At 62.4% G+C, this 14,535-nt stretch carries 12 protein-coding genes; 5 read left to right on the forward strand and 7 right to left on the reverse strand.

Annotated features, from left to right (window positions below; translation table 11 throughout):
* Positions 1–3: 3 nt before the first annotated feature.
* Genes HX783_RS00280 through HX783_RS00290 form a run of 3 tightly spaced genes read right to left on the reverse strand, consistent with a single transcriptional unit; the run spans position 4 to position 2,698 of the window.
* Positions 4–756 (reverse strand): Asp/Glu racemase, encoded by a 753-nt coding sequence (locus HX783_RS00280; RefSeq protein ID WP_159956890.1) that lies wholly within the window; start codon positions 754–756, stop codon positions 4–6.
* A 14-nt stretch (positions 757–770) separates the two neighbouring features.
* On the reverse strand, positions 771–1,568 hold the full coding sequence (locus HX783_RS00285) for an alpha/beta fold hydrolase (RefSeq protein WP_177015503.1): 798 nt from the start codon (positions 1,566–1,568) through the stop codon (positions 771–773).
* Positions 1,565–2,698, reverse strand: a complete 1,134-nt coding sequence (locus HX783_RS00290) for an FAD-dependent monooxygenase (protein ID WP_177015504.1) — start codon at positions 2,696–2,698, stop codon at positions 1,565–1,567. The genes HX783_RS00285 and HX783_RS00290 overlap by 4 nt, the downstream gene beginning before the upstream one ends.
* A gap of 307 nt (positions 2,699–3,005) precedes the next feature.
* Between HX783_RS00290 and HX783_RS00295 the strand changes: the two genes are divergently transcribed.
* From HX783_RS00295 to HX783_RS00310, 4 genes are all read left to right on the forward strand, one after another.
* Positions 3,006–4,058 (forward strand): 2,5-dihydroxypyridine 5,6-dioxygenase, encoded by a 1,053-nt coding sequence (locus HX783_RS00295; protein WP_177015505.1) that lies wholly within the window; start codon positions 3,006–3,008, stop codon positions 4,056–4,058.
* 160 nt (positions 4,059–4,218) lie between these two features.
* The gene (locus HX783_RS00300) at positions 4,219–4,653 is read left to right on the forward strand and encodes a MarR family winged helix-turn-helix transcriptional regulator (RefSeq protein ID WP_159956882.1); all 435 of its coding nucleotides are present in this window, start codon (positions 4,219–4,221) and stop codon (positions 4,651–4,653) included.
* Between the two features lie 259 nt (positions 4,654–4,912).
* Positions 4,913–5,404: a (2Fe-2S)-binding protein gene (locus tag HX783_RS00305; RefSeq protein ID WP_159956880.1), complete on the forward strand. Its 492-nt coding sequence runs from the start codon at positions 4,913–4,915 to the stop codon at positions 5,402–5,404.
* Complete coding sequence (locus tag HX783_RS00310; protein WP_177015506.1) at positions 5,401–8,928, forward strand: molybdopterin cofactor-binding domain-containing protein; 3,528 nt, start codon at positions 5,401–5,403, stop codon at positions 8,926–8,928. Before HX783_RS00305 ends, HX783_RS00310 begins: the two co-directional genes overlap by 4 nt.
* Before the next feature lie 126 nt (positions 8,929–9,054).
* Here HX783_RS00310 and HX783_RS00315 read toward each other — a convergent pair whose 3' ends face one another.
* Positions 9,055–9,702, reverse strand: coding sequence for a TetR/AcrR family transcriptional regulator (locus HX783_RS00315; RefSeq protein WP_177015507.1), 648 nt, complete (start codon positions 9,700–9,702; stop codon positions 9,055–9,057).
* 159 nt (positions 9,703–9,861) lie between these two features.
* Here HX783_RS00315 and ggt point away from each other — a divergent pair, with 159 nt between their 5' ends.
* Positions 9,862–11,586, forward strand: a complete 1,725-nt coding sequence (gene ggt, locus HX783_RS00320) for a gamma-glutamyltransferase (protein ID WP_177015508.1) — start codon at positions 9,862–9,864, stop codon at positions 11,584–11,586.
* Positions 11,587–11,677: 91 nt separating this feature from the next.
* Here ggt and HX783_RS00325 read toward each other — a convergent pair whose 3' ends face one another.
* The 3 genes from HX783_RS00325 to pnuC form a co-directional block, all read right to left on the reverse strand.
* The gene (locus tag HX783_RS00325; RefSeq protein WP_177015509.1) at positions 11,678–13,186 is read right to left on the reverse strand and encodes an FAD-dependent oxidoreductase; all 1,509 of its coding nucleotides are present in this window, start codon (positions 13,184–13,186) and stop codon (positions 11,678–11,680) included.
* 68 nt (positions 13,187–13,254) lie between these two features.
* On the reverse strand, positions 13,255–13,779 hold the full coding sequence (locus tag HX783_RS00330; protein WP_177015510.1) for an AAA family ATPase: 525 nt from the start codon (positions 13,777–13,779) through the stop codon (positions 13,255–13,257).
* The gene (gene pnuC, locus HX783_RS00335; protein WP_159956868.1) at positions 13,776–14,339 is read right to left on the reverse strand and encodes a nicotinamide riboside transporter PnuC; all 564 of its coding nucleotides are present in this window, start codon (positions 14,337–14,339) and stop codon (positions 13,776–13,778) included. The genes HX783_RS00330 and pnuC overlap by 4 nt, the downstream gene beginning before the upstream one ends.
* Between the last annotated feature and the right edge of the window lie 196 nt (positions 14,340–14,535).

Genomic DNA, 14,535 nt, shown 5'->3' on the forward strand with positions numbered 1-14,535 from the left:
TCCTCAATAAGCGCCGGAAAGCAGGGCGCCGGCGCCGGGCACGATGGGCTCCAGGTCCAGGGCCTTGAGCATGGCGTAGGTGGTGGCGATGGCGGCGGTGAGCACCGGTTTGCCGGTTTGCGCTTCAACCTTGGCCACCACCGGCAGCGACTGCATCTGCACGCAGGCCGAGAGCACGATCACGTCGACGCCTTCCAGGTTCATGCCGGCGACGATGGCCGGCAGCTTGGCCGGGTCGTGGCGCGCCACTTCGAGGTTGTCGGGGATCTCCAGGGCGCGCCAGTCCACCACCTCAAAGCCTTCTTCACGGATGTAGTTCACCACCAACTCGGTCAGCGGCTTCATGTACGGCGCGACGATGGCGATGCGTTTGGCGCCCATCACTTTCAAGCCTTCGATCAGCGCGCCGGCGCTGGTGATCACTGGCGCATTTGCATCGTTATCGGCGGTGGCCTTGCGCAAGCGTTGTTCGGAATTGCGGTGATAACCCAGCCCCATGGCCATGATCGCCACCAGGCAGGCGTAACCCAACACATCGACCTTGGCGTCGGACAGCTCGATGGCGCAACGGTCGGACTCGCCGTCCATGGCCGCCAGTTCCTCTTTGCGCACTTGCTTCATGCGCATGCGGCTGGAGTGAAAGGTGAAGCGCTCAGGGCGGATCGCCTGGCGTGCGGTGAGCATCGCCGGGATCTCGGTTTCCATGGTGGTGTTGGAGCTCGGCACGATCTGGCCGATGCGGTAAGGCTTGTGCATGGTGGTCTCCGTTCTTATTGGGTGAGGAAGTCGCCGAGGGCGTGGAAGAAGCCGTCGAAGTCGTCCCACGGAATCATGTGGCCGGCATTCGGCACGCGGGCGACCTGGATGCCCGGTTGCAGGTCCTGAATTTCCGCCACGTCTTCATCGAGGATCACGCCGCCACGCCCGGCCACCATCAACAGGGCAGGGGCCTTGAGGTGGGGCAGGTCCTGGTGGAAATCCACCGTGTGAAAGTCATTGAAGGCGCGCACGATGGCGGGCTCATAACAGGTGTGCAGCCATTCGGCGCGCAGTTGCAGTTGCTCTGGCGTCCAGGTGGCGCAGAAGGCGCGCATCGCCTCCGCGTCCATGCCGATCAGGGATTGGCGGATCGAGTCGACATACCACGGCAGTTTGCTGGGGTATTCACGGCGGCCGGGGCCGGACACCGGCGGGTCGATCAGCACCACGCGGTTGACGCCCTGCGGATGTTTCACCGCACTGCGCACGGCAAAGCGCGCGCCCATCGAATGGCCGACCAGGTGGTAGCTGTGCAGATTGAGGGCATCGGCGAATGCGCCAATGTCATCGCTGCAAGTGTGTGCGCTGTAGTCCAGCTCGGGGCCGGTGGACGACAAGCCGCGCCCGCGCACATCCAGCACGTACGTGTCGAACTGCGCGCCCAGGCGTTCCGCGACAAAGCCCCAGGTGATCGCCGGGCTGGTGATGCCCGGGATCAAAATCAGCGCCGGGCCTTTACCGCCGTAGCGCAAGTAATGTTGGCGAATGCCGTTGGCCTGCACATTGCCGCCGTAGAGAAAGGTGCTCACGCGGCCACCCCCGATTTCAGCGGCTGGGCATACAGGTCGTAGCCATACACCCAGTCCGGGTCTTCCTGGGTGCGCAGCCAGGTATTGGCGTTGGACACCGCCTGCACGCGCGAGGCGCGCTCCTTGCGGTTGGCTTCGTAGAGTTGGAACGCGGTGCGGTAGTCGCTGATGCCGGTTTCCTGCAGGCAGCGGGTCAGCATCGCGGCGTCTTCGATGGCCATGCCGGCGCCCTGGGCCATGTGCGGCTTCATCGGGTGGCAGGCGTCGCCCAGCAGCACCAGGCGGCCACGGCTCCACAGCGGCAGCGGGTTGCGGTTGCGCAGCGGCCATTTGGTCACGCTTTCGGTGGACTCGATCAGCGCCTGCACGGTGGGGTGGTAGCCCTTGAAGGCGTCAAACATCTCTTCGCGGCTGCTGTCGACGAACGCGCCCTGGAAGTCCCATTCGGCATGGGGCACGCCGGTCACGTAGTAGTACTCGTCGCGCTTGCCGGTGGTGTAATACACCATCATGTGGCGGTCTTCGGTCCACCATTTGATGCAGTCTTCGAACTTGAGGTCGTACTTGGCCAGCTGGTCGCCACGGATCAGCGCACGGTGTGCGACCCAGCCGCTGTACAGCGGTTTTTCCACGCCGAGCAGTTCTTCGCGAATCTTCGAATTGATGCCGTCGGCGCCGATCACGATATCGGCGTAGGTCACTTCGCCGTCGGCAAAGGTCAGGCGCACTTGGGTGTCGGTTTCTTCGAGGGTTTCCAGGCGCTTGTTGAAGTGCAGGGTGCCGGGCTTGAGGGTCGACATCTGCAAGGCGTGCAGGTCGCCGCGGTGCACGGTGATGTAGGACGCGCCGTAGCCGGTGAGCGGGATGCGCGAGAGGTAGTCGCCGGTTTCGCCGCAACGGCTGAACCAGTGCTCGGGGTGCGAGCCCATCAGGTCCAGCTGCTTTTCGATGCCCATGCGGCGGAAGATTTTCATGATGTTGGGGCCCATGTGGATCCCCGCACCCAGCCGGGAGAACTCCGGTGCCTGTTCGTAGATGTCTACGTCAAAACCGGCTTGCTGCAACAGGGTGGCCGCAGCGGCGCCGCCCAGGCCGGCACCGACAATGGCGATTTTTTGCGTGCTTCCCATGGGGCGTGATCCTCTCTCTTTTTGATTTCAGGCGGCGTCTGTCCGCAAGGTTTTTAAAGTGTATACGCTCATTTTTTGAAATGGGAAGCCTGCTTTGAAAAATTTATTTTTTGGCCGTATTTATCCTGTGTAACGCTGAGTAGCCAATAAAATCGGGGTTTGTTTCGATAGGTAACGAATTGGCGCGCTGCTTGCAGTCCGCCTGCAATTCAGGTCTTATCGTTATTAATTGGCGTATACGCTATAAAAATGCACTAGAGTGAAGCGCGATGCATGAACTTGGTGCAGCCCCACAGGAGACAGGAAAATGCCGGTAAGCGATTGCGAACTGACCCAGATGTTTGAACACGTGCTGAAGCTGTCGAAGGTCGACCCGACCCAGAGCGTCGCCGTGCTCAAGAGCCATTATTCCGACCCGCGCACCGTGCGCGCGGCGATGGATGCGGCGCAGCGCCTGGGGGCCAAGGTGTATGCGGTGGAATTGCCGTCGTTCAACCATCCACGGGCGATGGGCAATGACATGACCGCCTACTGCGGCGACACCGCGCTGACCGGCAATATCGCCGCGCAACGTGCGCTGGAAGCGGCCGACTTGATCGTCGACACGATGATGCTGCTGCACTCGCCGGAACAGGAGCAGATCCTCAAGACCGGCACGCGCATCCTGCTGGCCGTGGAACCGCCGGAAGTGCTGGCGCGCATGCTGCCCACTGAAGAGGATAAGGTGCGCGTGCTGGCCGCCGAACAGCTACTGAAAAGGGCGCGCTCGATCCACGTCAAATCCCGCGCCGGCAGTGATTTTCGCGCGGCGTTGGGGCAGTACCCGTCGGTGACCGAATACGGGTTTGCCGATGAGCCTGGGCGCTGGGACCATTGGCCCAGCGGCTTCCTGTTCTCGTGGCCCAACGAAGAAACCGCCGAGGGCGTGCTGGTGCTGGACATTGGCGACATCCTGCTGCCGTTCAAGACCTACACCCGCGAGAAGATCACCCTGGAGATCGAGAAGGGCTTTATCACCAGGATCCACGGGGGCTTTGAAGCGGAATACCTGCGCGACTACATGAAGTATTTCAACGACCCCGAGGTGTACGGCATCTCCCACATCGGCTGGGGCCTGCAGCCCCGTGCGCAATGGACGGCCATGGGTTTGCATGACAAGAACGACGGCATGTGCATGGACGCGCGGGCGTTTTATGGCAACTTCCTGTTCTCCACCGGGCCGAATACCGAAGTGGGCGGGACGCGCAAGACGCCTTGCCATATGGATATTCCGCTGCGCAATTGTGATGTGTATCTGGATGATGAGGCGGTGGTGATAGGTGGTGATGTGGTTGCCCCACAAGCTTCCCTGGCACGCTAAACATCTAGATGTGGGAGCTGGCTTGTGTGGGAGCGAGCAAGTCGAATCGTCGCACCGCCGCTCCCACAGTTTTAACCGTGTTTCCTCCATGAGAAACTTGAGTCGATCCGGCAAGCCAGCCATCATGCTTCCCCATCGCCAATCACCCACCGAGCCCGCCGTGCCTGATTCCTACGTTTTCTCTGAACAAGTTGGCCACCTGCTGCGCAAGGCCTACCAGCGCCACTTGGCGATCTTTCAGCAAAATGTCGGCGACTCCCAGCTCACCGCCGTGCAGTTCGTCACCCTGTGTGCACTGCGCGATCACGGTGCAAGCTCCCTCACCGAACTGGTCAAGGCCACCGCCGTCGATCAGGCAACCATTCGCGGCATCGTCGAGCGGCTCAAGGCCAAGGAACTGATTACCCTGGAGCCGGACCCGCAAGACAAGCGCAAGGTGGTGGTCGACCTGTCTGCCGCAGGTGCCGAACTGGTCGCGCAAACCGCACCGCGTGCCGCGCAGATCAGCGAACTGACCATGAGCAACCTCAACCCGGCCGAGCGCGTGGCGGTGTTGTTTCTGTTGCGCAAGATGATTGACGATCCGCAAGACTGACCCATCGATTCCTTGTGGCGAGGGAGCTTGCTCCCGCTGGACTGCGCAGCAGGCCCATCTTTTGGGGTCGCTTCGCAACCCAGCGGGAGCAAGCTCCCTCGCCACAGGTTTTGCGTACAGCTGCTGGCATCGTTTTTGCTCTGTGTTGATGTAGTAGCCACTTCACCATTCAAGTGTGTCGCGAGGCCCCAGGTCCGCGATGCTTTTTTTTGACTGTTTCGTGTAGTAGCTGCTTCACCAACTGACACAGGCGAAGCGAATGATCAGCCCCTCCATCACGGTAGCCCTTGAGGTCAACGGCCATACCCGCGAAGTCAGCGCCATGGCGGATACACCACTGTTACTGGTGCTGCGCAATGACCTGGCGCTCAACGGCCCCAAGTACGGCTGCGGCCTGGGCGAGTGCGGTGCGTGCACCGTGATCATCGATGGCGTGGCCGCGCGGTCCTGTGTGTTCCCGCTGGCGGGTGCAGTTGGCCGTGAGATCGTCACCCTCGAAGGCCTCGGCAGCCGTCAGGCACCGCACCCGGTGCAGCAGGCGTTTATTGATGAGCAGGCCGCGCAATGCGGTTACTGCCTCAACGGCATGATCATGACCGCCAAGGCCTTGCTCGACCGCAACCCCAACCCCAGCGAAGCCGAGATCCGCAATGAGCTCTCGGGCAACCTCTGCCGCTGCGGCACCCATATCGAAATCCTGCGCGCCGTGCTGCGTGCCGCTCACCTCCTGACCGTGGATGGCCAACCATGACCGACACCGCACTTTCCCGCGAACAATGGCTGGCCAAGGCCGGCGTCTTGTTGATTGTCGATGACGTACTGCCGCCGTCCGGCCCGGTGGCCAAGGGCGGCACGCCGACTGTGAAGCCCAAGGAGTTGGGGCTGTTTATCGCGGTCAACGATGATGGCTTGGTCCACGCGTTCAACGGCCATGTGGATTTGGGCACCGGCATTCGCACCGCGCTGGCGCAGATCGTTGCCGAGGAACTGGACCTGAGCATGGATCAGGTCAAGATGGTCCTGGGCGACACCGAGCGCGCGCCGAACCAGGGCGCGACGATTGCCAGCGCGACCTTGCAGATTTCCGCGATCCCGCTGCGTAACGCGGCCGCCGAGGCGCGGCGCTTTTTGCTCGCGCGGGCGGCGGGGCGCTGGGGCGTGAGCACTGGCAGCCTCAAGGTCGAGGCCGGCATTATCCAGGCGGCAGACGGACGCACCACCACCTACGGCGAGCTGGTCAGCGGCCAACATGATCAGCTGCGCATCAGCGGCGACGCACCGTTAAAAGCCATCGAGGATTACCGCCTGGTCGGCAAGGGCGCCGCGCGCGTGGACATCCCCGGCAAGGCCACCGGTGAACTGACCTACGTGCATGACATGCGTGTGCCGGGCATGCTCCACGGCCGTGTGGTGCGCCCGCCGTATGCCGGTTTGGACTGCGGGGATTTTGTCGGCAATAGCCTGTTGAATGTGGACGAGGCTTCCATCGCGCATATCCCGGGGATTGTCGCGGTGGTGGTGATTCGGGATTTTGTCGGCGTGGTCGCGCTGCGCGAAGAACAGGCGATCAAGGCCGCCCATGAGTTGCAGGTGCACTGGAAACCCTGGGACAACGCCTTGCCGGACATGAGTGACGTCGAGCAGGCCATCCGCGACAACCCTCGCGTGCGCCGCACGGTGCTGGACCAGGGCGATGTCGACGCCGCACTGGCGGCTGCCGCCCAGCGCATGCCGCGCAGTTACCTGTGGCCGTATCAAATGCATGGTTCGATTGGCCCGTCCTGCGCGGTGGCGGATTACTCGCCAGCCGGCAGTCGTGTGTGGTCCGGCAGCCAGAACCCGCACCTGCTGCGTGCTGATCTTGCGTGGCTGCTGGAGTGCGATGAAACCCTGATCGACGTGATCCGCATGGAAGCCGCCGGCTGTTACGGGCGCAATTGCGCGGATGACGTCTGCGCGGATGCCTTGCTGTTATCCCGCGCCGTGGGCAAGCCGGTGCGGGTGCAACTGACCCGCGAACAGGAACACCTGTGGGAGCCCAAGGGCACCGCGCAGCTGATGGAGGTGGACGGCGGCCTCCTTGCTGACGGCAGCATCGCCGCCTACGATTTTGAAACCAGCTACCCGTCCAACGGCGCGCCAACCCTGGCGCTGTTGCTCACTGGCCGCGTCGAGCCGGTGGCAGCGATGTTCGAGATGGGCGACCGCACTTCGATCCCGCCCTACGACATCGACAATATGCGCGTGACCATCAACGACATGGCGCCCATCGTGCGCGCCTCGTGGATGCGCGGCGTGTCGGCGTTGCCCAACACCTTTGCGCATGAATCCTATATTGACGAACTGGCCTTCGCGGCGGGTGTCGACCCGGTGGAATACCGCCTGCGTTACCTCAAGGACGAGCGCGCCATCGACCTGGTGAAATCCACCGCCGAACGGGCGAAATGGTCACCGCGCACGGCGCCGATGCAAACCGCTAACGAAGATCATTTGCTGCGTGGGCGCGGCTTTGCCTACGCGCGCTACATCCACAGCAAGTTCCCTGGCTTCGGCGCGGCGTGGGCGGCCTGGGTGGCGGATGTGGCCATCGACAAACACACCGGCGACGTGTCGGTGACGCGGGTGGTGATCGGCCACGACTCGGGGATGATGATTAACCCGGCCGGCGTGCAGCATCAGATTCACGGCAATGTGATCCAGTCCACCAGCCGCGTGCTCAAGGAGCGCGTGACCTTTGAAGAGTCGACGGTGGCGAGCAAGGAGTGGGGCGGTTATCCGATCCTGACGTTCCCCGAAGTGCCGCAGATCGACGTGCTGATGATGCCGCGCCAGGACCAGCCGCCGATGGGCGCCGGTGAGTCGGCCTCGGTGCCGAGCGCGGCGGCGATTGCCAATGCGATCTACGACGCCACCGGCATTCGCTTTCGCGAGTTGCCGATCACCCCGGAGCGGGTGTTGGCGGCGTTGAATGCCGGCACGCTGGGCGAGCCCGCCAAGTCGCCGCAGAAACGCAAGAAGTGGTGGTTCGGTGCGCTATTCGCAACGTTGGGCGCCGTGCTGGCCACGGCCTGGCCGTTCCACAATGAAATCGCGCCGATTGCGCCACCCAGCGCCGGCACCTGGTCCAAGGCCACGCTGGAGCGCGGGCGTTTGCTGGCGGCGGTCGGCGACTGCGCGGTGTGCCATACGGCGCCGGGCGGTGCTGTGAATGCCGGTGGATTGGCCATGGAGACGCCGTTCGGCAGGCTGTACAGCAGCAATATCACCCCGGATGTGCAGACCGGCATCGGCGCCTGGTCGTACCCGGCGTTCGAGCGGGCGATGCGCGACGGGATTGGGCGTGACGGGCGTAATTTGTACCCGGCGTTTCCCTATACGGCGTTTCGCAATATCAATGAGGCGGACATGCAGGCGCTGTATGCCTACCTGATGTCGCAGGCGCCGGTGAGCCAGGCGCCGACGCCGAATGCGATGCGCTTCCCGTTTAATCTCCGGCCGTTGATGGCGGGGTGGAATGCGCTGAATTTAAGGCGCGGTGAAATCACGCCGCAGCCTGAGCGCAGTGAGCAGTGGAATCGCGGTAATTATCTGGTCAATGGCCTGGGACACTGCGCGGCATGCCATTCGCCACGCAACCTGATGGGCGCGGAGAAGGGCGGTAAAGCCTTCCTGGCCGGCGGCAGTGTTGATGGTTGGGAAGCGCCGGCATTGACGGGTTTGTCCAAGGCGCCGACGCCCTGGACTGAAGACCAGCTGTTCACCTATTTGAGCACCGGCTATTCCGACGCCCATGGCGTGGCGGCAGGCCCGATGGGGCCGGTGGTGAGTGAACTGGCGAAGTTGCCCAAGGCAGATATCCGCGCGATGGCGGTGTACCTGGCGTCGCTCAATGGCGAGGCGACGGCTGAGGCGCAAACCGTGGCGGCAGCGACGGTGCCCAATCCGAATGGTCGACGCATATTCGAAGGTTCGTGCAAGGCCTGTCACGCCGATGGCCTGGGGCCGAAATTGTTTGGGGTGAGCCCGTCATTGGCGACCAATACCAATGTGCACAGTGATCAGCCGGATAATTTGATCAAGGTGATTTTGCAAGGCATCAGCAACCCGGCGACCCAGGATCTGGGGTATATGCCGGGGTTCAAGGACAGTTTGTCGAATACGCAGGTGGCGGATTTGGTCGCGTACTTGCGCGGGCAATTTGCGCCGAATGCGCCGCAGTGGAAGGGTTTGGAGCAGAAGGTGGCGCACTTGCGGGCCAACCCGGGCACTCATTGACACGATGCGGTCGAAACGGTGGGAGCGGGCTTGCTCGCGAATGCAGTGGGTCAGTTGGTATATCGGGTGACTGACACTCCGCATTCGCGAGCAAGCCCGCTCCCACATTTTTTTTGGATGGTGTTTCTACAGTGAGCTAGGGGAGACTCCGCGCAATACCAGGTCAGTGATAAACCCCAGCCAATCCTGCTGCTGCCCCTTAGCTGCCAGGTCTTCACCCAAAAACGAACTTAGCGTATGCCGGTTGGAGTTATAGAAGTAGCACAGCGAAGCGATCATCAAGTACACGTGCTTGAGGTCGATGTCCTGGCGAAACACACCCTGGGCCTGGCCGGCTTCAATGATCGGCTTCAACACGCCAACCGCTTCGCCCGACAATCGGCGCATCTCGCCGGACTGTTGCGCATGTTTGCCTTGGTGCAGGTTCTCGATGCTCAGGATCGCCACGAATTCCGGGTGCTTGACGTAGTAATTCCAGATAAACGCGACCAAATCCTGCAACGCCTGCACGGGCGCTTCCAGGTTCAGCTTGAGCTTGCTTTCGGCTTTGTTGAACTGCTCATAGATGTGTTCCAGCACGCAGATGAACAGGTGTTCCTTGCTGCCGAAATAGTAATAAAGCATGCGGTCGTTGGAGTCGGCTTCCCTGGAGATGCTGTCGACGCGCCCACCGGAATAGCCGTCGCGGGTGAACACTTTGACCGCCGCCTGCAAGATGCGCGCACGCGTCTGGTCGGCCTGTTGAGCCCGAATGCCGGTCTTCTTGATCACCATTTCCACGCGCCTTGCAGCCAGTCTGGGCGCGAAATATAGCATGGGCATTTTCTCGGCCGTTCTGTGACCGACAAGTTCTGTAACAAAAACGCCATTGCGCTGGGGGTTGGATCCAAGTCGGGCTATTTTGGTGCGTCTTAATAACTAGAGTAGCCATGGATGAAATACCAACCTTTGAGCCGTACCTTAATCGCGACCGCCTTGGTGTTGACGGTCAGCGGTGTACACGCCGCGTCCCAGGCCCCGGTGGCCGGTGAAAACGGCATGGTCGTCACCGCCCAGCATTTGGCCACTCATGTGGGTGTGGACGTGCTCAAGGCCGGTGGTAACGCGGTGGATGCGGCCGTGGCCGTGGGCTACGCGCTGGCCGTGGTGTACCCGGCAGCCGGCAACCTGGGCGGCGGCGGTTTCATGACCGTGCAGTTGGCGGACGGGCGCAAGACTTTCCTCGATTTCCGCGAAAAAGCCCCACTGGCGGCGACCGCCGACATGTACCTGGACAAAGACGGCAAGGTCATCGACGGCCTCAGCGCCAAGGGCCACCTGGCGGTCGGCGTGCCCGGCACGGTGTCCGGCATGGAAACCGCGCTGAGCAAATACGGCACCCTCAAACGTGCCCAAGTGATTGCCCCGGCGATCAAGCTGGCGGAAAACGGCTTCGAACTGGAGCAGGGCGATATCGACCTGCTGCACACCGCCACCGGCGAGTTTGAAAAAGACAAAGACCTGCGCGGGATCTTCCTGCACAACGGCCAACCGCTGCAGGTCGGGCAAAAACTGGTGCAGAAAGACCTGGCCAAGACCCTCAAGGAAATCTCCGCCAAGGGCACCGACGGCTTCTATAAAGGTTGGGTCGCCAAGGCATTGGTGGATTCCAGCCAGGCCGGCAAGGGCATCATCACCCAGGCTGACCTCGACAAGTACAAGACCCGTGAACTGGCGCCCATCGAGTGCGACTACCGTGGCTACCACGTGGTCTCGGCACCACCGCCAAGCTCGGGCGGCGTGGTGATCTGCCAGATCATGAACATCCTTGAAGGCTACCCGATGGCCGACCTCGGCTATCACTCGGCGCAAGGCCTGCACTACCAGATCGAAGCGATGCGCCATGCTTATGTGGACCGTAACAGCTACCTTGGCGACCCGGACTTTGTGAAGAACCCGCTTGCCCACCTGCTGGACAAGGACTACGCCGCCAAGCTGCGCGCCGCCATCGAGCCGCAAAAAGCCGGTGATTCCCAGGCGATCAAACCGGGGGTGTCGCCCCATGAAGGCAACAACACCACGCATTACTCCATCGTCGACAAGTGGGGCAACGCGGTATCGGTCACCTACACCCTCAACGACTGGTTCGGTGCCGGCGTGATGGCGAGCAAGACCGGGGTGATCCTCAACGATGAAATGGACGACTTCACCGTCAAGGTCGGCGTGCCGAACATGTACGGCCTGGTCCAGGGCGAAGCCAACGCCATCGCACCCGGCAAGGCGCCGCTGTCGTCGATGAGCCCGACCATCGTGACCAAGGACGGCAAGGCCGTAATGGTCGTCGGCACGCCAGGTGGCAGCCGGATTATCACCGCCACCTTGCTGACCATCCTGAATGTCATCGACTACAAGATGAACATCCAGGAAGCCGTCGACGCGCCGCGTTTCCACCAGCAGTGGATGCCGGAAACCACCAACCTCGAGACCTTCGCGGTCAGCCCCGACACCCAGAAAATTCTGGAAAGCTGGGGCCACAAGTTTGCCGGTCCGCAGGACGCCAACCACCTGGCCGCAATCCTGGTGGGCGCACCGTCTTTGGGTGGCAAGCCGGTGGGCAACAACCGTTTCTACGGGGCTAACGACCCGCGTCGCAATACAGGGTTGTCGCTGGGTTACTAATCGCTGATTAAACCTGCGCACGCCTTCCAGGGCTCGCTCCTAGAGCCCTGGAAGAACCCCGCACCCTGAATCTGAGCACATGCAAAAAGCGTCAGCACGCGCGAATGATCGCCAAGGCTTCGGCCTTGCCCAGCGGTTGCTGCATGCGCTGCGACAGGCGCGCCATGGCCTGCTGATGCTCGCAGGCAACCACGGCTTCGACCCGCTCGTCATGGCAGAGCAGCGCAATGAAAGCGTGGCGTTGAAGGTCGCCTTCCATGTGCAGGCGATTCCACTGTTGCGCACGCCCGAGCACTTCAAAGGTTTTGTCAAAGTGGTAGGTCCAGAAGAACGGCACGTCGGCGTAAACCTGGGTATCGCCGAGCATATTGCGCGCGGCCAGCACGGCCAGTTGCTGGGCCACGCGCCAGTGTTCGATACGCGTGGGCTGCTGTTGCCAGGCAAACGTCACGTTGTCGCCGGCCGCCCATAGGCCAGGCGCCACTTGCAGTTGGCTGTTCGCGTTCAGCGACTGGTCCTCGGCCTTGTCGACGCCGTGGATAAAGCCGGTGGCAGGCTTGACGCCAACGCCCATGATCACCAGATCCGCCGCCAGGCGCTTGCCGTTTTTCAGCAGCACGGTGCTCACCGCGCCGTGGCCGTCGAGGCGCACGGGTTCGGTATTGCTGTGGAAGATCACACCGTTGTCTTCGTGCAGTTGGCGGATCGCCGCACCGATGCGCTTGCCCAACTGCGCCGCGAGGGGCACCTGATGACGGCTGACCACTTGCACCACCAAGCCGCGCTGGCGCAGGGCGGATGCGGCTTCCAGGCCGATAAAACTGTCGCCGATGATGACCGCGCACGCGGCTGATTTGGCTGCTTCGTCGATGCGCGCGGCATCTTCGCGGCTGCGCAGCACAAACACGTTACTGAGGACGGCGCCCGGAATGTCCAGTGGCTGCGCTTCGCCACCGGTGGCAATCAGCGCCGCGTCGTAGTCGAAGTGGCGACCGTCGGCGAGTTCGATGCGTTTGGCGTGTGCGTCCAGGCGCTGCACTTCGCCATGGATGCGGGTCGGCATGGCGTCCAGCAGTGGCGGTGTGTCCTCGGGCGCCATTTCACCGGCGATCACGAATTTGCTCAGGGCGGTGCGGTCGTAGGCGGGCGCCTGTTCCCGGTCGATCCACAGCAAGCGTCCACTGAAGCCTTGCCGACGTAAGGCGGCCACGGCAGCAGTGCCTGCCGCGCCGGCGCCGATCACAGCAACACAGCGATTTTCAGCCTGCGCTGTCGGGGTCGACGTTTCCATGGGCTCGTCGCCGACACTGACCACGCCATCGTGAACCTGCACCGGGTACTGCTTGAGCCCGAGCAGTGCGGGCGGCTCCACCACCGCGCCGCTGTCCACGGCAAACGCCGCTTTGTGCCACGGGCAAATAATCCGGCCGTTGCAGATCACGCCTTTCTCCAGCGGCGCACCGGCATGCGGGCATTGCGCCTGGAAGGCACGAACCTGGTCGCCGACACGCACCAGCAAGAGCGCACGTTCTGCCGTCGTGACGCGAACACCTCGGTTTTCCGGCAAGTTGATCAGGCGGGCAACGATGCGCATGTTCATAGGCCAATCTCCTTTAGAAGATTGACTGGCGCCGAGGGAAAGGAACTGCGTTGACCCGATGGTCGGTATTACTCGCCCAGCAATTGGGTGACCGCAGCAAAGGCTTTGGCGCGGCGCTCCTGCCAATTACCGCGAATCACCACGGCGGGCTGTTGATGCTGTTCGATCCAGTCCAGGCTGCCCTGGAAAAACGCCCGGCGATCCGCCAGTTCGGGTTGGCAACGCTGGCCGTCGGCGGTCCACTCCACGTCCTCTGGCGACAACAGCAGGTGCAGGTCGTAATGCCGGGCCAGCAGTTCATCGTCCAGCCACGCCGGGTAGTCGCCGAACAGGGTCTGGCTCCACAGCTTGTTGGTCAGCAGGTGAGTGTCGAGGACGAGCAAGTCGGGCTGCTTGGCGCGGGCGGCGTCTTCCCAGGCCAATTGGCCACGGGCGATCGCCGGGATATCCGCCAAGGTAGTGTCGCGCTGGTGATGGTCGATGAAATACCGCACGTATTCGCCGACCATCAGCCCGCCGAAGTGCGCGTGCAGTTCGGCCGCCAGCCAGCTTTTGCCGCTGGACTCGGGGCCGGCCAGTACCACGACTTTCATGCGTGCAACGCCGGGTCGGCGCGCCATTCACGCCAGCCTTGCACGGCGATCACGGTGAACAGGGCGTAGAGCGCGGCGGTGAGGTACAGGCCTTTGTAGAGGAACAGCCCGACGAAGATCACATCCACGGCGATCCACAGCGGCCAGCATTGCACGCGTTTTTGCGCCATCCACATTTGCGCCACCAGGCTGAAACCGGTGAGGGCGGCGTCGAGCCACGGTTGGGCGGCGTCGGTCCAGTGGGCCATGGCGGCGCCGAGCAGCAGGCTGAATACGGCGCCGACGAACAAGCTGGTCATGATCGCAGGCCAGCCGAGGCTGGTGACCTGACGGCCTTGCTTGACGGCACCGGCGCGGGTCCATTGCCACCAGCCGTAGAGTTGCAGCGCGGCGTAGACCACTTGCAGGAGCATATCGGAGTAGAGTTTTACGTCGAAGAACACCCAGGTGTAGAGCAACACCATGACCAGGCCGATGGGCCAGCACCAGGGGTTTTGTTTGACCGTCAGCCAGACAGCGATCACCCCCAGGGCGGCGGCGAACAATTCAAGCCCGGACATGGCGGTTCCTTGGGAGAGTGGGAGAGGGCGGTGATTGTAACCAAAGGTCGGGAATCTTCAATCGGTGATGGGGTGGGTTTGTTAGGTGGATTGGGTACATATCCGTTGCTGCGGTAACGGCGGCTTAGGGTTCCGCTCTTACAGCGGCTCACTTTTTGAAGGACCAAAAAGTAAGCAAAAAGTCCTCGCCGGTATG

This window comes from Pseudomonas sp. D2002, from assembly GCF_013385735.1.
Classification (GTDB): Bacteria; Pseudomonadota; Gammaproteobacteria; order Pseudomonadales; family Pseudomonadaceae; genus Aquipseudomonas.